General features: G+C 62.8%; 19 protein-coding genes. 11 read left to right on the top strand and 8 right to left on the bottom strand.

Annotation, left to right across the window (positions count from 1 at the left end):
• Window positions 1-49: 49 nt before the first annotated feature.
• Complete coding sequence (locus AC0L26_RS20370) at window positions 50-955, bottom strand: allantoinase PuuE (protein ID WP_473634185.1); 906 nt, start codon at window positions 953-955, stop codon at window positions 50-52.
• A 28-nt stretch (window positions 956-983) separates the two neighbouring features.
• Window positions 984-2,051: a pyridoxal phosphate-dependent aminotransferase gene (locus AC0L26_RS20365; protein ID WP_473634184.1), complete on the bottom strand. Its 1,068-nt coding sequence runs from the start codon at window positions 2,049-2,051 to the stop codon at window positions 984-986.
• Between the two features lie 271 nt (window positions 2,052-2,322).
• On the opposite strand from AC0L26_RS20365, the gene AC0L26_RS20360 reads away from it, so the two are divergent.
• From AC0L26_RS20360 to AC0L26_RS20345, 4 genes are read left to right on the top strand one after another with little or no spacing between them, the layout of a single operon-like run.
• On the top strand, window positions 2,323-2,895 hold the full coding sequence (locus AC0L26_RS20360; protein ID WP_473634183.1) for an aminotriazole resistance protein: 573 nt from the start codon (window positions 2,323-2,325) through the stop codon (window positions 2,893-2,895).
• Window positions 2,896-2,916: 21 nt separating this feature from the next.
• Window positions 2,917-4,434 carry an ABC transporter ATP-binding protein gene (locus AC0L26_RS20355; RefSeq protein WP_473634182.1) on the top strand — a complete coding sequence of 506 codons (1,518 nt, stop codon included), beginning with the start codon at window positions 2,917-2,919 and terminating at the stop codon, window positions 4,432-4,434.
• Window positions 4,392-5,105 carry an energy-coupling factor transporter transmembrane component T family protein gene (locus AC0L26_RS20350; protein ID WP_473634181.1) on the top strand — a complete coding sequence of 238 codons (714 nt, stop codon included), beginning with the start codon at window positions 4,392-4,394 and terminating at the stop codon, window positions 5,103-5,105. The genes AC0L26_RS20355 and AC0L26_RS20350 overlap by 43 nt, the downstream gene beginning before the upstream one ends.
• Window positions 5,102-5,740 (top strand): phosphoribosyltransferase family protein, encoded by a 639-nt coding sequence (locus AC0L26_RS20345; protein WP_473634180.1) that lies wholly within the window; start codon window positions 5,102-5,104, stop codon window positions 5,738-5,740. Before AC0L26_RS20350 ends, AC0L26_RS20345 begins: the two co-directional genes overlap by 4 nt.
• A gap of 61 nt (window positions 5,741-5,801) precedes the next feature.
• On the opposite strand, the gene AC0L26_RS20340 is transcribed toward AC0L26_RS20345, so the two are convergent.
• Window positions 5,802-7,130, bottom strand: a complete 1,329-nt coding sequence (locus tag AC0L26_RS20340) for an aspartate aminotransferase family protein (protein WP_473634179.1) — start codon at window positions 7,128-7,130, stop codon at window positions 5,802-5,804.
• A 96-nt stretch (window positions 7,131-7,226) separates the two neighbouring features.
• Entirely contained in the window at window positions 7,227-8,204 is a 978-nt protein-coding gene (locus AC0L26_RS20335) for a LysR family transcriptional regulator (protein WP_473634178.1), read from the bottom strand.
• 120 nt (window positions 8,205-8,324) lie between these two features.
• Between AC0L26_RS20335 and AC0L26_RS20330 the strand changes: the two genes are divergently transcribed.
• From AC0L26_RS20330 to AC0L26_RS20305, 6 genes are all read left to right on the top strand, one after another.
• Window positions 8,325-10,775 carry a GcvT family protein gene (locus AC0L26_RS20330; protein ID WP_473634176.1) on the top strand — a complete coding sequence of 817 codons (2,451 nt, stop codon included), beginning with the start codon at window positions 8,325-8,327 and terminating at the stop codon, window positions 10,773-10,775.
• Window positions 10,772-13,231 (top strand): GcvT family protein, encoded by a 2,460-nt coding sequence (locus tag AC0L26_RS20325; RefSeq protein ID WP_473634175.1) that lies wholly within the window; start codon window positions 10,772-10,774, stop codon window positions 13,229-13,231. The genes AC0L26_RS20330 and AC0L26_RS20325 overlap by 4 nt, the downstream gene beginning before the upstream one ends.
• 14 nt (window positions 13,232-13,245) lie before the next feature.
• The gene (locus tag AC0L26_RS20320; protein ID WP_473634174.1) at window positions 13,246-14,808 is read left to right on the top strand and encodes a trimethylamine methyltransferase family protein; all 1,563 of its coding nucleotides are present in this window, start codon (window positions 13,246-13,248) and stop codon (window positions 14,806-14,808) included.
• Window positions 14,809-14,965: 157 nt separating this feature from the next.
• Window positions 14,966-15,928 (top strand): ABC transporter substrate-binding protein, encoded by a 963-nt coding sequence (locus AC0L26_RS20315; protein ID WP_473634173.1) that lies wholly within the window; start codon window positions 14,966-14,968, stop codon window positions 15,926-15,928.
• Window positions 15,929-16,043: 115 nt separating this feature from the next.
• Window positions 16,044-17,129 (top strand): quaternary amine ABC transporter ATP-binding protein, encoded by a 1,086-nt coding sequence (locus AC0L26_RS20310; protein WP_473634172.1) that lies wholly within the window; start codon window positions 16,044-16,046, stop codon window positions 17,127-17,129.
• A complete protein-coding gene (locus tag AC0L26_RS20305; RefSeq protein ID WP_473634171.1) occupies window positions 17,126-18,652 on the top strand; it encodes an ABC transporter permease in 1,527 nt (508 codons plus the stop codon). The genes AC0L26_RS20310 and AC0L26_RS20305 overlap by 4 nt, the downstream gene beginning before the upstream one ends.
• Before the next feature lie 103 nt (window positions 18,653-18,755).
• On the opposite strand, the gene AC0L26_RS20300 is transcribed toward AC0L26_RS20305, so the two are convergent.
• Both AC0L26_RS20300 and AC0L26_RS20295 read right to left on the bottom strand, forming a co-directional pair.
• Entirely contained in the window at window positions 18,756-19,109 is a 354-nt protein-coding gene (locus tag AC0L26_RS20300) for a Rieske (2Fe-2S) protein (RefSeq protein ID WP_473634170.1), read from the bottom strand.
• A gap of 11 nt (window positions 19,110-19,120) precedes the next feature.
• Entirely contained in the window at window positions 19,121-20,203 is a 1,083-nt protein-coding gene (locus AC0L26_RS20295) for an amidohydrolase family protein (RefSeq protein WP_352929562.1), read from the bottom strand.
• Between the two features lie 133 nt (window positions 20,204-20,336).
• On the opposite strand from AC0L26_RS20295, the gene AC0L26_RS20290 reads away from it, so the two are divergent.
• Window positions 20,337-21,194, top strand: a complete 858-nt coding sequence (locus AC0L26_RS20290; protein WP_473634169.1) for a LysR family transcriptional regulator — start codon at window positions 20,337-20,339, stop codon at window positions 21,192-21,194.
• Between the two features lie 82 nt (window positions 21,195-21,276).
• On the opposite strand, the gene hutC is transcribed toward AC0L26_RS20290, so the two are convergent.
• Window positions 21,277-22,011: a histidine utilization repressor gene (hutC, locus tag AC0L26_RS20285; RefSeq protein WP_473634168.1), complete on the bottom strand. Its 735-nt coding sequence runs from the start codon at window positions 22,009-22,011 to the stop codon at window positions 21,277-21,279.
• Entirely contained in the window at window positions 22,008-23,012 is a 1,005-nt protein-coding gene (locus AC0L26_RS20280) for a zinc-dependent alcohol dehydrogenase (RefSeq protein ID WP_473634167.1), read from the bottom strand. Before AC0L26_RS20280 ends, hutC begins: the two co-directional genes overlap by 4 nt.
• Between the last annotated feature and the right edge of the window lie 3 nt (window positions 23,013-23,015).

Here is a 23,015-nt window from a genome sequence, read left to right as displayed (position 1 = left end):
TCCTGACGATTGTCCAGCGGGCGACTTTAGAGGTGCCGCGCACGATACGTCAGCCGCCGAAACGTTCGAGCCAATGCGCGGCAAGGTCGGAACGGCGGCAGATCCAGATATCCGGATTGGCCTTGATCTTGTCGAGAAAGCGAGCCAATCCAACCATGCGGCCAGGCCGTGCCGCCAACCGGCAGTGCAGCGAAACCGTCATCATGCGTGGCGTCCTTTCGCCCTCCGCCAGAAGCCAGTCGACGGCATCGCCGACATATTCGAAGAACTGGCTGCCGGTCTCCAGTCCCGAACCGCGCGAGAACCGGCTGTCATTGTTGTCGAAGCTGTGCGGAACGACCAGATGCCGCTTCGAACCGACCTCGACAAAATAGGGCAGGTCGTCATTGTAGTCGTCGCAATCGAACAGGAAGCCGCCATGCTCCACCACCAGCCGCCTTGTGTTGAGGCTGGGCCGGCCGGTGTACCAGCCGAGCGGGCGAATGCCGGTGATCTGCTGCACGGCGTCTACCGTCAGCGCGATGTGCTTGCGCTCCTCGACCTCGCTCAGCGGCGCGTAGTCGATCCAGCGCCAGCCATGGCAGACGATGTCGCTGCCGAGCGCCGCGATCGCCTTGCCGGCGGCCGGATTGAGCTCCAGCGCCCGTCCCACCACGTAGAAGGTTGGAATGACGTCCTTGTCCCTGAACAGCGACAGCAGCCGCCATACGCCGACGCGTGAGCCGTACTCGTAGAGTGATTCCATGTTGCGGTTGCGCAGGCCGGGCACCGCAGGGGATACGGCAAGATCCGACAGGATCGCCTCGGAAACATCGTCGCCCTCGCCGATGCTGTATTCGGCACCTTCCTCGTAGTTGACGACGATGTTGAGCGCCAGTTTGGCGCCGCCAGGCCATTCCGCGGAAGGTGGCTTGTCGCCGTAGCCGATGAAATCCCGGACAGGCAGATATGGCATTTCGAACTCCCAGGCTAAGTCGCCAAGACTATGCGTTGCGGATACCGATCAGGATGCTGAATGCCCGATCCATGACATCTTCCGGTCCCACCGTCGCGCGCAAGCAGTCAGTGAGGCCGTAACCGCCCAGGCTCCGCACGATGATGTCGGCGCCGCGCAAGCTCCTTTCGGCGGCCTCGGCGGCAGCGGCGTCCGAGAAGCGGATCAGCACGAAATTCGTCCGGCTTTCGGGAACATGGTATCCGGCAGCCCTCAGGCGATGCGCGAACCGGTCGCGGATCGCGGCAGTGCTCGCCACCGTCTCCCGCATATAGACTTGGTCCTCCAAGGCCGCGACGGCCATTGCCAAGCTCGGCGTCGTGACCTGGTTCGAGTTCTGCATCTTGCGCACTTCAGCGGCGACTGAAGGCGGAAACAATCCCCAGCCGACACGAGCGCCGGCCAGGCCATAGGCTTTGGAGAGGGTGCGCAACACCACGGTATCGCCGCGCCCGACCAGCGCAAAGATGGGCCGTGGGTCCTGGCCGTCGAACTCTCCATACGCCTGATCGATCAGCAGAAGCACATTGCCCGGCAAGGCGGCGCGCAAGCGCAGCAGTTCGGCATTGAGGATGCACGTGCCGGTCGGATTGCCGGGGTTGCAGACGAAGACGATCCGTGTTGCCGGCGTAACAGCGGCGAGGATCCCGTCGACCGAAACCGCGAAATCCCGTTCCGCCGCCCTGACATAGATTGCATCGACGCGCGCCGCGGCGGACGCCGCGAAATTATAGGCGTAGGAGGTGCCCAGCACCTCGTCGCCGGAACCCGCAAACGCCGCGATGGTGCAGCTGATCAGGTCCATCGAACCGGCGCCGCACAAGATCAGATTAGGCTCGACCCCATAGGTTTGCCCGATTGCATCGCGGAGCGCCGTCCAGTCCGGATCGGGATAGAGATGGCTGCGGGCAATCGCGTGCTGACCGGCGGCGATCGCCCTGGGGCTGGGCGCAACGGCGCTCTCATTCTGGGCGAGGGTCGGCCGGTCATAGCCGCCGAAATTCGCCAACGCAAAGGCGGACATGGCCTCGATATGAGCGGCAGCTTTCAGGGGCATGGTGTATCCGTGGGGATTTCGATGGCGGCCATCTCGCGAACTGCCTCTGTCGGATCGGCCCACCGCCAAGCTACAATCCGCCAGCGCATTCACAAGCAAAAACTAACCTCGCAATGGCTCCGGGATTCTGGCCCTTTCCAAGCTTGCGGCATGATTGCATTTGCCCAGTGCTCCGACGTCCGGCCGGCGAGCATCCAATTCGGTGCGCTGGCAAGAATCCGGCACATAACTTGCTTTTCGGTCAGGGGAGGCACATCAGGGGAATTTCGTCATGCAAGACGCAACTGCTACTCACTCTGAGGGTAATACCCTCTTCCCGATCGTGCTGTCGATCGTCGCTGCCGCAGCAACCGGAGTGCTCTGGGCCTATGCGAATCCGATCCAGCTCGTTCCCGGCGTCATCCAGTGGCGCATCTTCGCCTTTCTGCCCCCGCTTGTGGGTATCTTGCTCGGCTGGAAAAGCGGCTTCATCTGCGGTTATCTCGGCACCATAGTCTGGTCGCTGCTGGCCGGTACATTCATCCCTGCCCATTCGCTCATCGTCGACGGCATCATGGTGGGCCTCACCGGCCTCGTGCCTGGCTTGATATTCGACCCGGCCAGAACGAAATTCGATCGCAACACACTGATCAAAATTGCAGCAGTGTGCCTAATTGTTGGCCTCGTGATGGTTGCCGCCGTCTCGGCCAGTCTCGCTTATCTCGGCATTTTCCCCTTCTGGTGGGCTGTGATGTATCTGGGCCTGTCGGACATTGTGCCGATGATCATAGGCACGCCGCTTCTTGTCGTCCCAGCGCTGAAGATTCTCAAGAGCGCGCATCCTGCCGGTTTCACGCGCTTCTGAGCGCAAGGTAAGATTTGAAAAGTGCTTGAACTGAACAATGTGACGGTGGGCTTCGGCGATGCGCCGCCGGCGATCACCGAAGCGACGATGACCATTGCACGTGGCGAGCGCCTGCTCGTATGCGGGGCGGCAGGCGGGGCCAAGAGCACGTTGCTCAACGTGGCGGGAGGAATCATCCCCCGCCTCGTTGCGCCCCGTCACTTCTCCGGCTCGGTTTCATTCGATGGCCAGCCGCTTTCGAGCCTGTCGAAGGATGCCCTTTTTACCAGGATCGGCATCGTTACGCAGAATGTCGAAGACCAGCTCTGGGACCTGGGTGTCGAGGACCTGATCGCATTCCCGCTGGAAAACCGGGGCGTGGAAAAGAAACTTATCCGCCGCAGGCTGCAGGTTCTGCTCGATGAGCTTGAGCTCAATCCGCTGCGGGGGAGGCGAGTACTTACTCTCTCCGGCGGCGAACGGCGGATGGTGGCAATCGCGGCTGCCCTTGCGGCTGCGCCCGTGCTGCTTGTACTCGACGAGCCCACGACGGGGCTCGATCCAGCCGCCCGTGCACGGCTGGTTCGAATTCTCGCGAAGCTGGCCGACGAGGTGCCCTCGTTGCTCGTCGCCGAACAGGATCCGGGCGCATTCAAATCTGTCGCTGACAATGTGCGCCTGCTCGTGTCGGGTAGGCTTTCGGAGGCCGTCGCCGCGCGCGGGATAATGACACAACAAGAGCCATGGCTGGAAGCTGGCATCCTGCCGCCCAACCATCGGGCGACCGGCACACCGTCCTTCCCTGTCGGCGATGTGCTGCTTTCGGTTTCCGGCATCCGCACCCGGCTTGCGCGCCCCGATGGCGCCCCGGTCTTGCGTGATGTTTCGCTCCAGATCCGTGCCGGGGAGCACGTGGCGCTGATAGGGCGCAACGGCGCAGGCAAGACGACGCTGTTCCAGTCGATCCTAGGCTTGGCGAAGCTCGCCGCAGGATCAGTCCGTATTGGTGGCGAACCGGCCGACGGCTGGACCGTTGCGCGCCGCGCCCGCGCGATAGCGTATCTTCCGCAGAACATGCGCCGCATCCTGTTCAACATGACTGTGCTCGAGGAAGTCGTGTTCTCCATCACCGCAGGCGCGGCAGCCGACGATTCGGTAAGGAGGGAGGCACATGCAGCGCTGGAGAAATACGGAATCAAAGGGTTGGCCGAAGCCAATCCCTTCGCGCTGTCGACGAGGCAGCAGGCACTGCTTGGACTTGCCTGCGCCGATGCGGCTCAGGCATCGGTAGCGATCCTGGACGAACCGCTGCTTGCGCGCGACCTGCAGGGCAGACGCATGCTGGACCTGTTTGTAGGGTCCATGCTGTCGTCGGGAAGCGCGATCATGCTCATCTCGCATGATCTCGACCTCGTCCAAGATGTCGCCTCGCGCACGCTGATATTGGATGAAGGGCAGATCGTCTTCGACGGCGCGCCGCAGGAAGCCTGGGCGTCGAGTGCTTTCTCCCAGCTCGGTTGGTCCGCACCGACCGTTCTATCGACGGGAGCAGCGGCATGAAACGGATCTATGAACTCAACTTTTTCGTGAAATTGACGGCTGCATTCGCGATCATGCTGCTGGCTTGGCTTGCGCCGGACTGGCGCTTCGGCGTGTCGCTGGCTCTACTTTCTCTCGTTTTCCTGAGTGTGATGCAGGTGCCTGGCTTGCGCGGCTATCTCAAAGGTGCCGCGCTTCTCGTGCTTTTGGTCATGGCGAGCTGGATCGGCAACCTCCTGCTGCAGGGGCTTTCGGCTGCCGATGCCCTGCCGATCGCCGCTGGGATGGCGGCACGTCTCGTCACGACGACCGCGGCCTTCTATTTTGTCATGGAGACGAGTACGCCAGGCTCTATCCTGGCCGCGGCCAGTGCGGCCCGTCTCCCGCCCATTGTCACTCTGGTCCTGTCGCTCACCTTCGGTATCATCCCGATGCTGCGCGAGGATTTCGAGCGCATCGCCGATGCGCAGCGCGCACGTGGCATGGAGATCGACGACGTCTCGCTGCCAACTCGGTTGCGCTTTGCGCTGGCACGTGGTGTGCCGCTTCTGGTGCAGGCCATCCGCTTGGCGCACGCCATCTCGCTTTCGCTTTCCATCTACGGGTTCGACATGAACCGCAAGCGCACAACGTGGCGTAATGTCGGCCTGCTGGTCGAACCGCGGCTCGCTCATCAAGGACAAACAAAATGACCCAGGAAACCGCCCTTGCGCCGATAACCGGGCAACACTGGCCGGTCGACGTCGCCGGCTTGCAGGTCGATTTGCCGATCGTTGCGATCAAGCCGGATTTTGCCATCTCGCTGATGATGGTCATCGATCTCGGCGTACGGTTTGGCGAGCATGTCGGCCGCAAATTGGCCGAGAAGTTGCGGCCGCTCAAACCCGAGGTGATTGTGGGCGCGGCCACGCTCGGCATTCCCGTCGCCATCGAAGTGAGCCGCGCCTTGGGACTCGACGATTACGTGATCTTGCAGAAATCGCCCAAGATCCATCTGGGCGACGCGCTTGTCCAGCGCATCTCCTCCATCACCTCGAAGGGCGAGCAGCGCCTGCTTCTCGACCGCCGCGCGATACCGCTCCTCGCAGGCAAGCGCGTCGTGGTGGTCGACGATGTCGTGGCGTCCGGCTCAAGCCTGAAGGGCTCGGTCGAGCTGGCGCGAAACGCTGGCGCGGAAGTGGTTGGCATCGGCGTGATCCTCACCGAGGCGCGGGATTGGCAAGAAACGCTTGGACCGGACCGGGCGCTGATCCACAGCCTCGCACATATCCCGCAATTCGCACCTGACGGGGACCGCTGGAAGCCGATTCCGGAAACCTTCCTCTAGTCCAAGATGAGCGAACCGGCTCAGCTACGCTGTCTCGGGGGCCGACACTCGAGCGCCAGCATCAACTTGCGACTGACTTGAAGCTGCGTACGAAGCGCTCCATCACATCGTCGACGTCCGACATCGACAGGCAAAGCGGCGGGCACATCCTGATCACGTTCCTGTAGGGACCGGACCGGCTCGCAACCAGGCCGTTGCGGCGCGTTTCCTCGAAAATCGCCAGGGTCGCCTCCGGCGCCGGCTCCTTCGTGGCACGATCCTTCACAAGTTCGATCGCCAGCATCAGGCCACGGCCTCTAATATCGCCGATAAGGGGGAAGTGGTTCTTGAGGTCTTCCAGTCTTGCCTTAAGTGCGGCGCCGACCGTTCGCGCATTCTCTTGGAGCCGCTCTTCACGGATGACCTTGAGCACCGCGCGCCCTGCAGCGCAGGCCACGGGATTGGCGCCGTATGTGTGAAACAGAAATTTGTCCGCCATGGATTCGGCGACGTTTCGTTTGGCGATGACGGCGCCGAGCGGGATGCCGTTGCCGACCCCCTTGGCGACAACGACGATGTCGGGAACGACCCCGTGGGATTCGAACGCCCAGAAGGCGTCGCCCGTTCGTGCGACACCGGACTGCACTTCATCGACGATGCAAACACCACCGGCTGCGCGGACGCGCTCGAAAGCGCCCGAGATGTAACCGTCAGGCATGGGCACGATACCGCCGTAACCCTGGACCGGTTCCACGATCATTCCGGCGATGCGGCCGCTGGTCGAACTGTCGATCGCACGCTGCACCTCTGCGAGGTAAGGTTCAACGCCCTCGCCATGGATGCCGCGATACTGGTTCGGCTCGGCAACGAACGCCACGCCTCCAAGCTGCGGGACGGGGTGGCGAAATCCTGAAATCCCAGTCACCGACTGGGCTCCGAAAGTCGCACCGTGATAGCTCGATGCGAGCGCCAGCGTATCGATGTTGCCGGTATGCGAGCGCGCCATCAGCAAGGCGAGATCGATCGCTTCGGCGCCGCTGTTGGTGAAATGCACGACCCAATCATGACCGGCAGGCATCGTCGCGGCCAGCTCTTCGGCATATTGGGCCGGAACCGGATGGTAGAACATCGTCGTGCAATGCGTCAGTTCGGCCAACTGTTCACTGGCGGCCTTGACGACCTGGGGATGGGCATGCCCGACCGAGATGCAAAGGTTCATGCCGAGCAAATCGATGTATTTCTGGTCCTTCTCGTCCCAGACATACTGACCCTTGCCGCGCTTGATGATCAGCGGTTCCTTATAGGGGACGAACTTTCGCTGCGAGGCCGAATAAAAGCGGTTCCGTCGCTCGACGATAGCCTCGGTCGACCAGTCGACCTTCAGATCCGAATGAATGTGAGGAGCATTCATGCCCGCCCTCCTGCGTTGGAACTCGCGGAGATTGAACACCGAATGGGAGGAGCACGCACTGGCAAAAGCCCCCATCAGGATAAATGATGGAGCCGATTAGCCGTGCGCCGCTGGACGGTCGACAACATAGCAGTCGGCGGGAAGGCCGGGGAGGCGGGTGCTGATGGCGTGTGTCAGGACCTCCGCCGTGCGCGCCGCGAAGGCTTCTGGAATATTACCCAGCTCACGCTCGCGCGCGACCAGCAGGATATTGCGCGACAGCCCGGTGAACGGCAGCGCGTGCACGTCGATCTCCATGCCTTCCGCCAATCCATCGATGAGCAGGGTTGGCGTCAGTATCGCAAAGCCCATGCCGGCCGCAACCGGCGCCATCACCACGCTGGAACGGTCGCCCTCCATGGTGCGCGGGATCTCGATGCGCAGCCGGCTCAAATGCTGGTCGACCCGCAAGCCCACCGGCGTTTCGCGAGAAAATCGCACGAAGGCGAGCTTTTTCGAAAGCTTCACGATGTCGCCGACATCGCCAGCGAAACCTTTCGGCGTTACCAGCAAAAACTTCTCCGTCATGATCGGATAGCGCGTGAGGCCTTCGATCTCGAACAACTCGCCGGACGTCACGGCAAGATCGGCGCGCCTCGCCCGCAACAACGCAACATGATCGGTCGCCAGGCCGGCAAAGAGGCTGAGCTCGGGAATCCCGAAGGTTTTGCGGGCCAGCACGGAAAGGGCCGGCGCCAACGTCGTTGCAATGGAGGCCAGAAGGGCGACGCGCAGCAACGGCAGCGGTGCTGCGTTGACCCGGCGTGCGTCGGTGCGAAGACCCTCTACTTCGGCCAATATGACAATGGCGCGGCGATGCAGCGCAATGCCCGCCTTCGTCAGTTCGATCGGCCGCAGATTGCGATCGATCAGGCTGACGCCCAGCGCGGTCTCCAAATTCTTCAGATGCTGGGAAGCGGCCGATTGGGTCATGCCCAGCATCTGCGCAGCCTGCGTGACGTGCCTCGTCTCGACGACGGCGGCAAAAACCTCGATCGATCGAAACAGATTGAAATCGAAACTGCCGCTCTTCACCATCAACTCCGGTCTGCAGGGGCTCCATAAGTTTTCCTAATGTTGCAAAAAATCGGTTGAGTGCAAGGGGCTTGGCGGAAAAGATCGCGCCATTGCATCCAAACAAAGGTAGCCCGGTCGGTGAATGACAGCGCACGCATCGTGATCATTGGCGGCGGCGTGATCGGTCTCGGGATAGCGTATCACCTCGCCGAACTCGGAGTGACCGACGTCGTCCTGCTGGAGCGTCACCAGCTGACCAGCGGCACATCCTGGCACGCAGCCGGGATCGTCGGCCCACTGCGCGCCAGCCTCAATCTCACGCGGCTCGCGCAGTATGCGACCGAGCTGTTTCCACGCCTGGAGGAAGCGACCGGCCAGGCGTCAGGCTACAGGCGGACAGGCGGTCTGTGGCTGGCGCGCCGGCCGGAGCGAATGGACGAGTTGAAGCGCATCGCCCATATGGGCGACGTCTGCGGCCTCACGGTTGGGATCATCGACAAAGCATGTGTCGCGGAGCGCGTGCACGGCATCGTCCCAGACGGCATCGAGGGCGCGCTGTGGGTGGCGGAAGACGGCCAGGCCAATCCGGTCGACATCTGCGCGGCCTATGCGAAAGGCGCCCGCGCGGCCGGCATTCGCATCCTGGAGGGGACTGCGTGCTCAGGCTTCGTGACAAAGAACGGTCGCGTCGCCGGCGTCAAGCTGGCTTCTGGTCTCACCATCGACTGCCAGGCGGTCGTAAATTGCGCCGGCGCCTGGGCGCGGGATATCGGCGCGCTTGCCGGCGTGCCTGTGCCATTGCAGGCCGTCGAGCACATGTATGTGGTGACGGAGCCGATTGCGGGCCTGCAGGACCCGTTTCCGATCGTGCGCGACCTCGACGAGGGCATCTACATCAAGGGTGACTCGGGAAAATTGGTTCTCGGAGGCTTCGAGCCGAACGCCAAGATCTTCGACGTGCGCGGGCCGGCGGGCGAGAGGCCTTTCCTCGAATTGCCGGAGGACTGGGACCAGTTCGAGCCCTTCATGTCGGCAGGTCTAAGGCTGCTCCCGGCATTGTCGGAAACCGGGATCAGACACTTCATGAATGGCCCGGAGAGCTTTACGCCCGACACGCGGCCGCTAATGGGCGAGTCGCCCTATCTGCGCGGCTTCTATGTCGCCGCCGGGTTCAATTCCACCGGTATGATGTCGTCGGCCGGCGCCGGCAAGGCCATGGCAGAATGGATCGTCGACGGTGAACCCGGCCTCGATCTGTGGGCGCTCGATATCGCGCGCTTCGACCGGTCTGCCGCGGCGCGGCCCTTTGTCGGCGCCAGGATGGAAGAGGCTGTTGCCGATCTCTTTCGCATGCACTGGCCCTACAAACGGGCGACGGCCGGGCGTGATGTCAGGCGTTCGGCCTTCCACCCGATCTTCGCAGAAGCGGGCGCGGTGTTCGGCGCGCCGACAGGCTGGGAGCGGCCGCTCTGGTTCGGCGGGGCCGAGCGGGCGCTTGGCTATTCCATTGGTGCGCAAAAATGGTGGGGCGCAGCCAAGGCCGAAGCCGGCCGCATGGCTCAAGGGGTCGGCCTGTTCGAACTGTCACCCTTCACCAAGTTAGACGTTTTCGGGCGCGACGCGGCCAGGTTGATGCAGCGACTGTGCGCCAACGATGTCAGCGTCGCCGAAGGTGGCGCCGTCTACACACAGATGCTCAACCGGCGCGGCGGCATTGAAGCCGACGTGACAGTTACGCGAGACGGGGAGGATAGGTTCCGCGTCATTTCCGGCGCCGCGACACGGCAGAAGGACCTTGCCTGGATCCAGCGTCATGCTCAGGATCTGGGCCTCGACGCCTCGGTCTTCGACGCGACGTCCTCGGAAGCAGTCCTCGGCGTCATGGGGCCGCGCTCGCGGGAGTTGCTCCAGAACCTGACCGACGCCGATCTATCGGACGCGGCTTTCCCGTTCTCGACCTCCCGTCGCATCGACATCGGCATGGTCAATCTCCGAGCCACGCGCGTCTCCTTCGTCGGCGAACTTGGTTTCGAACTCTACGTTCCCGCCGAATGTGCGGAAAGCCTGCTCTCCACCATCATCGAGGCAGGCGGCAGTTATGGCCTCGCGTTTTGCGGCCATTATGCGCTCGACGGTTGCCGGCTGGAAAAAGCCTATCGCCATTGGGGGCATGATATCGGGCCAAAGGACACGCCATTGGAGGCGGGCCTGTCTTTCGCCGTTTCCTGGATGAAAGATGATTTCATCGGCCGTGAAGCGCTGTTGGAGCAAAAGGCCGAGGGCGTGAGGCGGCGGCTGATGCATTTCGCAGTCGATGGAGCCAACCCACTCCTTCTGCACGACGAGCCGATCTTTCGGGACGGTAAGCTGGCCGGATTGACGACGTCGGGCGGTCTCGGTTTTCGCACCGGCTTGAGCCTCAGCCTCGGCTATGTTGCCTGTGAGCCAGGCGAGACGAAGGCGCAGATGCTGGCGTCCGACTATGAGATCGCCGTGGCCGGCGCGCGCTATACGCTCCGGGCGCTCGGCAAGCCGCCCTATGATCCAGCCGGAACACGAATGCGCGGACACGAGGAGAAGAATTCATGAGGCAGCATGCCCGCGTTGTCGTTATTGGCGGCGGCGCCATGGGGGTTTCCCTGCTCTATCATCTCGCCAAGCGCGGCTGGAGCGACATCGTCCTCGTCGAGAAGCATGAGCTGACCGCTGGCTCCACCTGGCACGCTGCGGGGCTCTGCACGCATTTTGCCCATAATGCGACGATCATGGAAATGCGCGCGCATTCGGTGCGACTCTATCGTGAAATCTTGACCGCCGAAACAGGACTACCGACCGGTTTCCATGCGAGCGGCGCGCTGCGCATCACCCGCTCGGCGGACCGCATGGACGAATTCCGCCACGTGCAGGGCCTTGGCCGGTTCGTGGGGCATGATTTCCATATTTTGAGCCCCGGCGAACTCAAGCAAATCTACCCGCTCTGCCTGACGGAAGGCATTATCGGCGCGATCTACGAGCCCAATGACGGCCATGTCGATCCAACGCTGGCGACCAATGCCATGGCGGCTGGAGCGCGCTCGCGAGGTGCCGAGATCGTTCGCCACAATGCGGTCCTGGCCATCGAACGGAAAGCATCCGGCGAGTGGCTCGTCCGCACGGCACAGGGCGACATCGTCGCCGAGCATGTGGTGAATGCGGCCGGAACATGGTGCCGCGAGATCGGCTCCATGATGGGTCTCGACCTGCCCGTCGTGCCGATGCTGCACCAATATGTCGTCACCGACACGGTTTCAGAGATTGCGGATCGCATCGCGGCCGGCGCCAAGGAACTGCCGATCATCCGCGATCCGGAAGAAAGCTGGTACCTGCGCCAGGAGCGCGACGGCTATATCGTCGGTCCCTATGAAAAGTCGGCCCAGCCCTGGTCGGTCGACGGGGTACCGCCAGAATTCGGCATGGAATTGCTGCCGCCCGACCTGGATCGTGTCGAGCATATCATCGCGCTGGCGATGGAGCGTGTCCCGGCGTTCGCCAATGCAGGCATCAAGACGGTGGTCAACGGCCCGATCACCTTCACGCCGGACGCCAATCCCCTGGTCGGCCCAGCCTTCGGCCTGGCCAATGCCTGGCTGCTGACCGGCTCCAGCATGGGGGTCATGGAAGGCGGCGGCGCGGGCAGCTTTCTGGCTGACTGGATCGTCGACGGGGCGCCGCCGAGCGACGCGCTTGCCATCGATCCCCGCCGCTTCGGCAATTATGCCGACCGGGATTACCGCATCGACAAGGCAGTCGAAGGTTTCGGCCTGCAGTTCGGTATCCACTATCCCAATGAGGAACGCGAGGCCGGACGTCCGCGCCGCACGACGCCAGCGCTCGATATGCAGAAGAGCCAGGGGGCGGTGCTTGGCGCCGCTTATGGCTGGGAGCGGCCGAACTGGTTCGCCGTCGACGGAGTCGATGCCCCACTCACCTTTCGCCGGGCTGGCTGGTTCGATGCAGTGCGCGGCGAATGTCTTGCCGTGCGCGATGGTGTCGGCGCAATCGACCTTTCGGCTTTTTCCAAGTTCGAGGTCGGCGGTGCTGGAGCCAGCGCGTTCATGGCATCGCTTGGTGCTAACCGGCCGCCGGCGCGCCAGGGCCGCATCGGCCTCGTTCACGCGCTGACGCTAAAAGGCGGCGTGGCATCGGAATTCACGGTGACCCGTCTCAACGACGACTGGTTCTACCTGACCAGCGCAGCGTTGGCGGAGAGGCATGATGAGGACCTGCTAAGGTCGCGCGCCGCCGCCTTTGCCGACGTCACGATCGAAAACGTCACCGAAAGGCGTGGCGTGCTTGGCATCATGGGGCCTCGCGCACGCGACCTGCTCGAAACCGTGAGCGAGGCCGATCTGTCCAATTCGGCGTTTCCCTGGCTTTCCGCTCAGATTATTCGCGTGGCGGGCATCAAGACCGCTGCGCTCAGGGTATCCTATGCCGGCGAGCTGGGTTGGGAACTGCACGTCCAGCTTGCGCAGTTCGGCAAGCTCTACGATGCGATCACCAGAGCTGGCCGCCGTTTCGACCTGCGTCCGTTCGGCATCTATGCCTTGAACGCAATGCGGCTGGAGAAAGGCTATCGCGCCTGGGGCGCCGATCTGACGACAGAGCGTACGCCGATCGAGGCTGGACTGGGCGCCTTGGTCAAAGCGGACGGGCGAACGTTCGTCGGCCGCGAGGCCATGCTGGAGCGCATTGGCAAAGGCTCATGGACGATGGTGCTTCTCGACATCGACGATGATGGTGAAAGGCTGCCCTTCTACGCCCATGCGGTGATGCAGGCGGGCCAGCCGGTCGGCATCGTCACCTCCGGCGCCCACGGCTTCCGTACCGGCAAGACCTTGGCTCTGGCCTATCTGCGGCCCGGTGTCTCGCCCGAAGGGCTGACCGTCTCGATCCTCGGTAAAGAACTGGTGGCGCGGGAACTCCGGGAAGCCGCTTACGATCCGGGCAATCTGCGGCTGCGCGGGGTTCACGCCGCCGAGCCGGTTGCCTTCACGCCTGCCTGACGTCGGAGAAGAAGATGGACAAGGACGCGACGATCACTACCGAAGCTCCCGCTCCGCGAACCGGGGGCAGGGCCGGAAGGCAGGGCCAGCGTGTCGCGCAGCAGGCGCCGCGCCGTCCCTTCATCAACCGCAGGATCGGTACCTTCAACATCCTCGACGAGGAAGGGTTGAGCCTGATCGAGGCGAACGCGGACCGGCTGCTCAAGGAGATCGGCATGGAGTTCCATGACGATCCCGAGATCCTCGACATCTTCCGCAATGCCGGCGCCGACGTGCAGGGCACGAGGGTGCGCTTCGAACCTGGCATGTGCCGCAAGATCGTCCGCGCCACCGCACCGTCCCAGTTCAAGCAGCATGCCCGCAATCCCACCAACACCGTCATGATCGGCGGCGACAACACCGTGCTGTGTCCATCCTGGGGGCCGCCTTTCGTCCACGATCTCGATCGCGGCCGCCGCTATGCCACGATCGCTGACTTTCGCGACCTGGTGAAGATCCACCATATGATCCCATATCTGCACCACTCCGGCGGCGTCGTCTGCGAGCCCGTCGACCTGCCGGCCAACAAGCGCCACCTCGACATGCTTTACACGCACATCCGTCATTCGGACCGGCCCTTCATGGGTGCGTTCATCGGGTCCAGGCGAGCGCAGGACGCGGTCGACATGGCGAAGATCGTCTTTGGCGACGAATTCGTCGCCAACAATGCCGTGCTCTACAACGTCTCCAACACCAATGCGCCGCTCGTGCTCGACGCTAACATGTCCGGCTCGCTGAAGGTCTACGCCCGCAACAACCAGCCGGTCGCCTGCACGCCGTGGACCCTTGCCGGCGCCATGAGCCCGTGCACGGTCGCCGGCACGCTTGCCCAGGTGCTTGCCGAGGCGCTCGCCTGTCTTTGCCTCGTGCAGCTGATCAACCCGGGGGCGCCGTGCCTGATGGGCAGCTTTGCCAGCACGATCTCGATGCAGAGCGGCGCCCCAACCTTCGGGACCCCGGAGGCCGCAAAGATGGTGCTTGCCTGCGGGCAATTGGCGCGTCGCGTCGGCGTGCCGTTCCACACTGTCGGCTCGCTGTCGGCCTCCAAGCTTCCCGATGCTCAGGCCGAACAGGAGGCGACGTGGGGCATACTGATGTCGATGTTTGCCGGCGCCAACGTCATCAATCACGCCACCGGCTGGCTGGAAGGTGGTCTCGTCACCGGCTTCGAGAAGACGATCATCGACGCCGACCTTTGCGGCAAGGTCGCCAGCCTGTTCGAAGGCATCGATCTTTCGGTCAACGCGCAGGCAATGGAGGCGATCGAAGCGGTCGGACCCGGATCGCATTTCCTCGGCAGTGCGCATACCCAAGCCAATTTCCTTTCGGCCTTTTACCGGTCCTCGACCAGCGACAACAATTCCTTCGAACAGTGGAACGAGGAAGGCAGGCTCGACGCCGCCCAACGGGCCAACCGGCAATGGAAACGGCTGCTCGACGAATACCAGGACCCGGGCCTCGATCCGGCGATCGACGAGGCGCTCCAGGCTTTTATTGCCGGCCGCAAGGCAAGCGAGCCTGATCAGGCCTATTTCTAGGCCCATTTCCGGCCAAGGCATTTCATCACGGCGCTACGCGCTTATGCGCTTCATCGTTTTTCCTAATGCGACGAAATTTGGGATGGATTGCCTGCGCGTTCCGCTAACCTAATGGATAGACTGAAAGAAATTCAGCGCAACACGATTGGGGAACATCATGAAACATCTTCTCGAAACGGCTCTTGGCATCCTGCTTCTTGCACCCGTCTCATCGGCGCTTGCCGCTGATGTGACGATGCCCGACCCGAACTATGCCACCGCGACGGCGGTCATGAACGTCATCAAGAATGCAGCCGAGCAGGAACTGGGGCTCGAGGTTTCGACCGTGACCACCACGGCGGTTCCGGTGATCTGGGAAGCGATGGACCGCAACAAGGGCGAGGTCGACATCTGGCCGGATGTCTGGCTGCCAAACCAGCAGGGCCTCGTCGACAAATATGTCAAGGGCGCCGGGACCGTTAAGCTCGCGGAGAATGGCTACGAGGCCAAGCAGGGCTACTGCGTCACCCAGGTCACCGTCGACAAGCATGGCATCAAGGACGTCTCGGATCTCGCCAATCCGGACAATGCGAAGCTGTTCGATACCAACGGCGACGGCAAGGGCGAAATCTGGATCGGTGCATCGGGCTGGCAGTCGACCAACATCGAGAAGGTGCGGGCGCGCGACTATGGCTTTGCCGATTTTTTCGATCTTCAGTCGACGGATGAAGCAGTGGCGGCGGCTTCACTCGACCGTGCGGCGAAAGCCGACAAGCCATGGGTCGGCTATTGCTACAGTCCACATCAGAATTTCGCCCGCTACAAGCTCGCCTTCCTGACCGAGCCGAAACACGATCCAGCCAAGTTCGTGATACTGCAGCCCAGTGAGGACCCGCAATGGCTCGAAAAGTCGAAAGTGTCGTCCGCTTATGCTGACACGACGGTGCATGTCGCCTATTCTGCGTCGCTTGCGCAGCGGCAGCCGGACCTGACGGCCGCGCTGGATCGCATCAGCTTCAATCCGGACGACGTCAGCAAATGGGCCTATGCGATCATCGTCGACAAGAGGCCGGCCGACGAGGTGGCCAAGGAGTGGATCAAGGCTCACCCCGACGACGTCGCCAAGTGGTTCGGCCACTGATTGTTGCGCACCGCCGGTATAGCAGCCCCGGGCCGTCTCCGCGGTCGTTTGGCTGGCCGCGTGTGACCTGGCTGGGGCGATAGCTGTGGACGCCGCACCGACTACCGGCATTGGTATGGCTAGGCCTTCGGAAAATGGCCTGCAGGCGGCCGCTGCTGCTGCCATTGCCATGGAAGGTGTCTGGAAAGTCTTTGGCCTGCGTGCGCCGGAGGCGATGGCGGCCATCCTCCGCGAGGGGCTCGACAAGGACGAAGTTGTCAAACGCTTCGGCTGCGTGGTGGGTGTGGCCGACGTCAGCATCTCTGTCGCGCCAGGCGAAATCTTCTGTGTGATGGGGCTGTCGGGCAGCGGGAAATCGACGCTTATCCGCCATATAAACCGCCTTCTCGAACCGTCGGCTGGTGAGATCTTCGTCGACGGCGAAGATATCTTGGCCAAAACGCCGGCCGAATTGCGGGCGCTGCGGTCCCGCAAGATCGGCATGGTATTCCAAAGCTTCGGCCTGCTGCCGCATCGGACCGTTCGTGACAATGTCGCTCTGCCCCTGGAGATCCAGGCGGCAAACAAGCAACGACGCTTCGATGTTGCCGAGGCCGCGCTCGCCAAGGTCAACCTTGCAGGCTGGGGCGACCGCTATTGCCATGAACTGTCCGGTGGTATGCAGCAGCGCGTCGGCCTGGCCCGCGCCCTGGCGGCAGATTCGGCCATCCTCCTGATGGATGAGCCATTCAGCGCGTTGGACCCGTTGATCAGGCGGCAGCTTCAAGACGAGTTCCTGGCGCTGTCGCGCTCAATGGGCAAGACGGTGGTGTTCATCACCCACGACCTCGACGAGGCGATCCGGATCGGCGATCGTATCGCCATCATGAAGGACGGCGTCATCATCCAGATCGATACGCCCGAGGAGATCGTAACCAACCCCAAGCACGACTACGTCGCGAAATTCGTCGCCGACATTTCGCGCCTCAAGGTGATCACCGCCGGTCGCGTCATGGAACCGGTCGAGGATTTCAGCGCGCGGGATCCTCTGGATATCAGGCAATTGCGGAAAGTGGCTGCGCAGGAACCGCTTGCAGAACTTATCGAACTCGCAGCGCAGGATGCCGCTCCGCTCGCGGTGACCGACGGCGATGGGGTCGTTGTCGGCATCGTCGACAGACAGGCTCTTCTCCAAGGTTTAAGAAAGGGCGGCCAATCTTGAACGCTCATAATCGCGTTTCCGAACCGCCGGTCGAGCAGCATCGACCCGCAGAAGATGAGCTTGTCAGGGAATTTGTCGTTCAAAATCCGGCCTATTACGTCAACGCGTTCGCTCGCATCAGACGCGCCTCCAAATCTGTCTGGCCGTTCAACACCGCAGCGGCGCTGCTCGGGCCGGTCTGGGCCGCTGCCCGCGGCACCATGGTGCTGTTCTGGATCGCCTTTTTCCTTGAGATGCTTGCGGTGGTTCAGATCGGCGTTGGCGCGGTGGGCAATCTCGGCACGGCAGAACAGGCGCGTGCCGAACGGCTCACCAAACAGGCCGAGGCGCGCGCCGAACAGGCCAAGGCCGCGGAGGCGGCGGGAGCCGACAACGTGAGAGGTTTGAAATCGTCTGCGGCGGCTTTGCAGAAGGCTGCGAACACCGCCAGGCTGCAGGCCGATGTCGCGAAGACGAAAGCGCCACTGCTGATTGCATCGGGTCTCGTCACCCTGCTTTTCGCCAAGCTTCTTACCGGGTTTCTGGCGAATCGAATGCTCGAGCGGCGGTTCGCCCGCTGGCGATCATTCCCCGCGCTGCGGCACGGGCTCAATTTTCCGCTTGCGGCATGCGCTCTCGTCTTCTGTATCCTGGCTTACGGGGTTTCGGCTTATCGTTTCGCTGCGGCGGCTCCGGTCGCATGGCTGGCGGTTGCTCCCTCCAACCGCGACTGGCAGGCTGTCCTGTCATCCAGCCTGGACGGCCTGATGGAGGGCGTTTCGCATGTCGGCGAAGGATTCTTCGGCGCCATTACCGGGGCGATATCGCTGGTGCTCGACGGTTTTGCCTATGCGCTTACGGGAACGCCCTGGCCGGTGACAATGGCCATCATTCTTATCCTGTCCTGGCAACTGGCGGGACCGCGCGTCGCTATCTTCACCGCCGCCGCGCTCGCCTATCTCGCGGTGCTCGGCTTTTGGGAAAAGAGCCTCGAAACAGTGGCTTTGCTGGGCACCGCGGCAATTCTCTGCCTGGCAATCGGCATCCCGCTCGGCATCTGGTGCGGACGCCGTCCGCGCGTCTACACCGCTTTGCGACCGGTACTCGACTTTATGCAGACCATGCCCGCCTTCGTCTACCTGATCCCGGTGATTGCTTTGTTCGGCATCGGCAAGCCACCGGGTGTAATCGCCACGTTGATCTTCGGCACGCCGCCGGTGGTCCGCTTGACCGCGCTTGGACTGCAGGGCGTTCCACCAGCGATCCGCGAAGCTGCGCAAGCCTATGGCGCCACAAAATGGTTTCTATTGACGCGGGTGGACCTGCCGCTTGCGATGCCTTCGATCATGGCCGGTATCAACCAGACCATACTGATGTGCCTTTCGATGGTGGTCATCGCTTCGCTGATCGGCGCAAAAGGGCTAGGTGAGGATGTCCTGAATGCCCTTCAATATGCTGCGGTAGGGCAGGGACTGCTGGCGGGCTTCGCCATTCTGCTCTGCGCCATGATCATCGATCGTATCGTGCAGGGAAAATCCAGGTAGCGACGGCCTGACCCTTGCGACCATGTGGCAGAGCGCTCCGACCTGATCCCGGACCAGCGCCACCGCTGCAGACGCTCATCCTCTTGGTCTCAGGTTCTTCGCCTCAGGCGGTCACGTAGACGCTGTCGGCCTCAATGGTGACTGGAAATGTGCGGGCGCGTATGGAGGGGTTGACCAATGCCGTACCGGACTTGATGTCGAACTCCCAGCCATGCCAGGCGCAGCGTACGATCTCGTTCTCGCGGTGGTAGATGAATTCCGCCAGGTCGACGGGCGCGGTGGTCCCGCATTGTGGCCCTTCGCAGAGCGGAGCGCCGCGGTGTGGACAAACGTTCAGCAGCGCGTGGAATGAATCTCCGACGCGGAAAACTCCGACCGAAAAGCTGCGGATCTTGGCGATGTAGGGCGATCCGATCTCGATCTCGTCGACGCGGCAAACATATGTCTTCTCGGCCATCGTCTGCTCCGTCAGGCGGCGTTCGCGGCGTGCGCGCGCGGGATGCGTTTATAGACCTCGAGCGCGTTCAGCCCCATGACCTTGCTCTTCCAGGCGGGCGGGATTTGCAGCGTGTTGGCGTCGTCGTAATCCCAGTGCGGATAGTCAGATGCAAACATCAGCGTGTTCTCGCCGTCCATCGCTTCGAGAGTGGACCAGAGGTGCTGAATGTTCGCCGGCTGCTCGAGCGGCTGCGTGGAAAAGCGAATGTTGCGCCGGCAGTATTCCGACGGCAGCATCTTCAGCCATGGCGTCTCCTTGCGCAGTGCTTTGTAGTCGGCGTCCAGGCGCCACAAAACAGAGGGCACCCAAGCCACGCCGCATTCGACGATCACGAAGTAGAGATCCGGCCATTTCTCGAAGACGCCATGCGCGATCATGCTGGCGACATGCGACATTGCCGACATATGCAGGATGGCATGGGTCTCCCAGAAGAACGTGGTCGGGGCTGGAGCAATGGCGGTTGAATTCACCCCACCATGGCCGCCAAGGTGAATGGCGAAGGGCAGCCCGACTTCGGCGCAGGCCTCGTAGATGGGGTGGTAAAACGTGTCGCCATACGGCTTGACCGAACCTTGCGAGGCAAGAACCTGGACCATACGCGGATGATTGCCCAGGCGGCGTATCTCGGCAGCCGCGAGCTTTGGGTCCTGTGGTGCGATGATGATCGAGCCCATGAAGCGCTTGTCCTTCGGCAGCCACTGGTCGATCTGATAGTCGTTATAGGCGCTGACGAGGGCGCTCGCGTAATAGGGATTGGCAAGGGTTGACGCCTCTATCGGCTCATCGCCGGTCAGGATCGCCACGTCGACATTGTATTTGTCGAGATGCTTCTCCTTCATGATGAGATAATTGTCGGCCTCCGTCTTCGGACGGACGTCTTTGCGGGAGAAGTCCTGCGGATGAAACCAGGGGCGATGGCCATGCGGAAACGCGCCGACGGGACCGGTCTTCTCGCCCTCGAGGAACATGTCTTTCCACAAGCCGGAAAGGTAGGGCTCCAGTACGGTAGCGCTCGACCAGTAATTGTGACAATCGCAATCGACTAAGAACACGTTGTTGGCTCCGTGGCTTCATTATCCCGGTCGAGGGCGCCGACCGATCTTCCGATGCAGCTTCCGCCTTGAGTATCGTTTGATCAAGCTTATGATCCAGCAGATATGATCGCTTTTTTCGATTGGAGTGCGCGTGCAGCTGGATCAGATCGAGACCTTTCTCGACATCGTCGAGTCGCGAAATTTCAACCGCACCGCCGATCGCCTGGGCTTGACCCAATCGACAATCAGCGCCCGCATCAAGAACCTGGAGAGCGCGATCGGTTCCGAGCTCTTCCAGCGCGGCCGCGCTGGCGCCGAGCCGACCGCTGCAGGACGCCGGTTCGAAGCCTACGCTCGGTCAATGCTCTCGACCTGGTCGCAAGCCCGCCACGACGTCCGGGCGTTCAACCGTTTCGAGGGTACCTTGCGCATCGCCGCGCAGGTGGGCATGACGCGCTCGGTTCTGCCGGGATGGGTCGAGGCGCTATGTCAGGCCCTTCCGAAATCTTCGATCCACGTCGAGTCGGACTACTCCAATCAGATGGTCAGCGACTTAAGCATGGGAAACCTGGACATAGCGGTGCTTTACGCGCCCCGCTATCTGCCTGAGATCGCCTATGAGCATCTGATGGTCGAGGACTATGTCATGGTTTCAACGACCGCCAGAACGCTCGCCGAGGTCGACCCCGAAACCTATATTCGCCCGGGCTATACGGTGTTGCTGGAGAAAACCCACGCCGAACTGCTCACCGATCTGGCGATCTGCCGGCTTTCGATGGGATCGGAAACGCTAGCCGAGATGATGCTGCGCCGGACCGGCGGCACCTGCTACATGCGCAGCGACGATGCGCGCAGGTTCACCATCGAACGCCCGTCATTTATCGTCGAAGGAGCTCCGACGTTGCACCAACCAGTACACACGGCCATATTGGCGCGCCGCAAGCACGAACCGATCATTCGCAAGGGAATCCGAGCCCTTCAGGTCGCGGTGATGTCGCTGGACGTTTAATCGAATCAATCGATAACCGACGCCCCAGGCTGCGCCAATGCTTCGCCTGACCTGCACACGCTGCTTCGCTGCGCATCCCGGCTCATGCGGCGGACGAGGGCGCGTAGCGGCTGCCCAGCGAATAGCGGCTGCCGACATAGGTGAGCTTGTTGACGGTGGCGACCGCCGCGCCCGACCAGGTCCGCCGATGCAGAAGCAGGCAGGGGTCGCCGGGCCGGATCATCAAATGGCGGGCAGCCATCTCTTCTGCGGCGACGGCCGAGATCACGTGCTCGACTTCCGTCAGCGGCGTCGCCCGCTGCAGATAGTCGTAGGTGGTGGTCGCAACAAAATTTTGCCGGTGATAGTCCGGTGCTAAAGCCGAATTGACGAAACGCTCCTCAAGCTGGACGGGCACTTCGTCCTCGAAATGCACGATGATCGAATGGGCAACCGGCCTGCGGCGCGTGAACTCGAATGCGACGATGAGGTCCAGTGCCGGGTTGCGGATCTTCTCGAGCACGACGACCTCGGCCCTGTGGCGTGCGCCGCGCGCGGCGATCTCGCCGGCGATGTTCCTGATTTCGATAAGCGCGGATTGCGGTTTCGGCGGCGCCACGAAGGTGCCTACGCCCTGGATGCGCAGGAGGTGGCCTTCCGAGGTCAGTTCCCTCAGCGCCCGGTGTACGGTCATGCGCGAGACGCCGAGCGTGCTGACCAACTCGTTCTCGGAAGGCAGCCTCCGGTCCCTCGGCCATTTGCCGCTGCCGATGTTGCCGAGCACGTAGTCCTTGACCTTTCCGTAGAGCGGCCCGGCGGTTTCGGGAAGCTTGATCATTGCCCGGCCTCCATTCGGACGATGGTCTTCAGGCCGCCGCTCGCGCCTGCGATCAGGCGCTGGTAGGCGTCGGGAATTTCGCCGATCGCGATCTCCTCGGCCACGAAGCGCGACAATTCCGGGGCGAGATCGCCAAGCATCGCAACGGCTGGCGCAAGCTCGTCGGCGAAGGCATGGCAGCCGACGAGCGCGATCTCACGCTCGACCAGCAGGTTGGGGTCGAGGTCGAGGCGGCCATGCGAAATGCCGACCAGCGCCAGTGCGCCACCGCCGGCCAAAAGATCGAGCAGCCGCGCCATGACCGCCACGCTGCCCGTCGCATCGATGGCATGACGCAGGTTTGGATCGCGGGGCAGGGCATCCAGGTCGACGACGGTCGCCCCGCTCACCTCGGCCACAAGATCCGCACGCGCCGCATTGCGGTCGGCGACGAGGACCGGTCCCTCGCTGCGCCGCGACAAGAGCAGCGCAGCCAGCCCGCCGATCGGGCCGCAACCGGCGACAAGCACCGGCGCCCCGGCCGGCGGCGACAGCCGCCGCACGGCGTGCAGGGCGACCGCCAGCGGCTCTGTCATGGCGGCGATTGCGGGATCGAGCGCCGGGTCATGGCGCAAGAGCAGCCGCGCCGGCAGCTCCGTCTCTTCGGCGAAGCCGCCGTCGCAGACCTCGCCTACAAAGCCCAGTGTGGCACAGACATTATGCAGGCCGGCCCGGCAGGCAGGACATTCGCCGCACCAGTAACGCGAATCGGCGACGACCCGGTCTCCGAGGGCCAACTCGGACACGCCGGCGCCCACGGCGGTCACTTCGCCGGCGAACTCATGCCCGGCGATGCTCGGCGCCCGGCTGATCCACTGACCGGTGCGGAAGTTGTGGAGATCGGAGCCGCAGATGCCGGCGGCCGTCACTTTGAGCCTCACCCAGCCAGGCGCTGGTTCGCCGGGAGGCGGCACATCCTCAACCCGCAAATCGCCCGCCGCATGGAGTCTGGCCGCCTTCATCGT

Source organism: Mesorhizobium sp. WSM4823 (assembly GCF_055811195.1).
This window is presented reverse-complemented; position numbering and strand designations above follow the sequence as displayed.

Coding starts and splice junctions, on each gene's coding strand:
- AC0L26_RS20370 (WP_473634185.1), bottom strand. CDS start 955: ATGCCATATCTGCCTGTCCGGGATTTCATCGGCTACGGCGACAAGCCA.
- AC0L26_RS20365 (WP_473634184.1), bottom strand. CDS start 2,051: ATGCCCCTGAAAGCTGCCGCTCATATCGAGGCCATGTCCGCCTTTGCG.
- AC0L26_RS20360 (WP_473634183.1), top strand. CDS start 2,323: ATGCAAGACGCAACTGCTACTCACTCTGAGGGTAATACCCTCTTCCCG.
- AC0L26_RS20345 (WP_473634180.1), top strand. CDS start 5,102: ATGACCCAGGAAACCGCCCTTGCGCCGATAACCGGGCAACACTGGCCG.
- AC0L26_RS20340 (WP_473634179.1), bottom strand. CDS start 7,130: ATGAATGCTCCTCACATTCATTCGGATCTGAAGGTCGACTGGTCGACC.
- AC0L26_RS20325 (WP_473634175.1), top strand. CDS start 10,772: ATGAGGCAGCATGCCCGCGTTGTCGTTATTGGCGGCGGCGCCATGGGG.
- AC0L26_RS20320 (WP_473634174.1), top strand. CDS start 13,246: ATGGACAAGGACGCGACGATCACTACCGAAGCTCCCGCTCCGCGAACC.
- AC0L26_RS20315 (WP_473634173.1), top strand. CDS start 14,966: ATGAAACATCTTCTCGAAACGGCTCTTGGCATCCTGCTTCTTGCACCC.
- AC0L26_RS20310 (WP_473634172.1), top strand. CDS start 16,044: ATGGCTAGGCCTTCGGAAAATGGCCTGCAGGCGGCCGCTGCTGCTGCC.
- AC0L26_RS20300 (WP_473634170.1), bottom strand. CDS start 19,109: ATGGCCGAGAAGACATATGTTTGCCGCGTCGACGAGATCGAGATCGGA.
- hutC (WP_473634168.1), bottom strand. CDS start 22,011: ATGATCAAGCTTCCCGAAACCGCCGGGCCGCTCTACGGAAAGGTCAAG.
- AC0L26_RS20280 (WP_473634167.1), bottom strand. CDS start 23,012: ATGAAGGCGGCCAGACTCCATGCGGCGGGCGATTTGCGGGTTGAGGAT.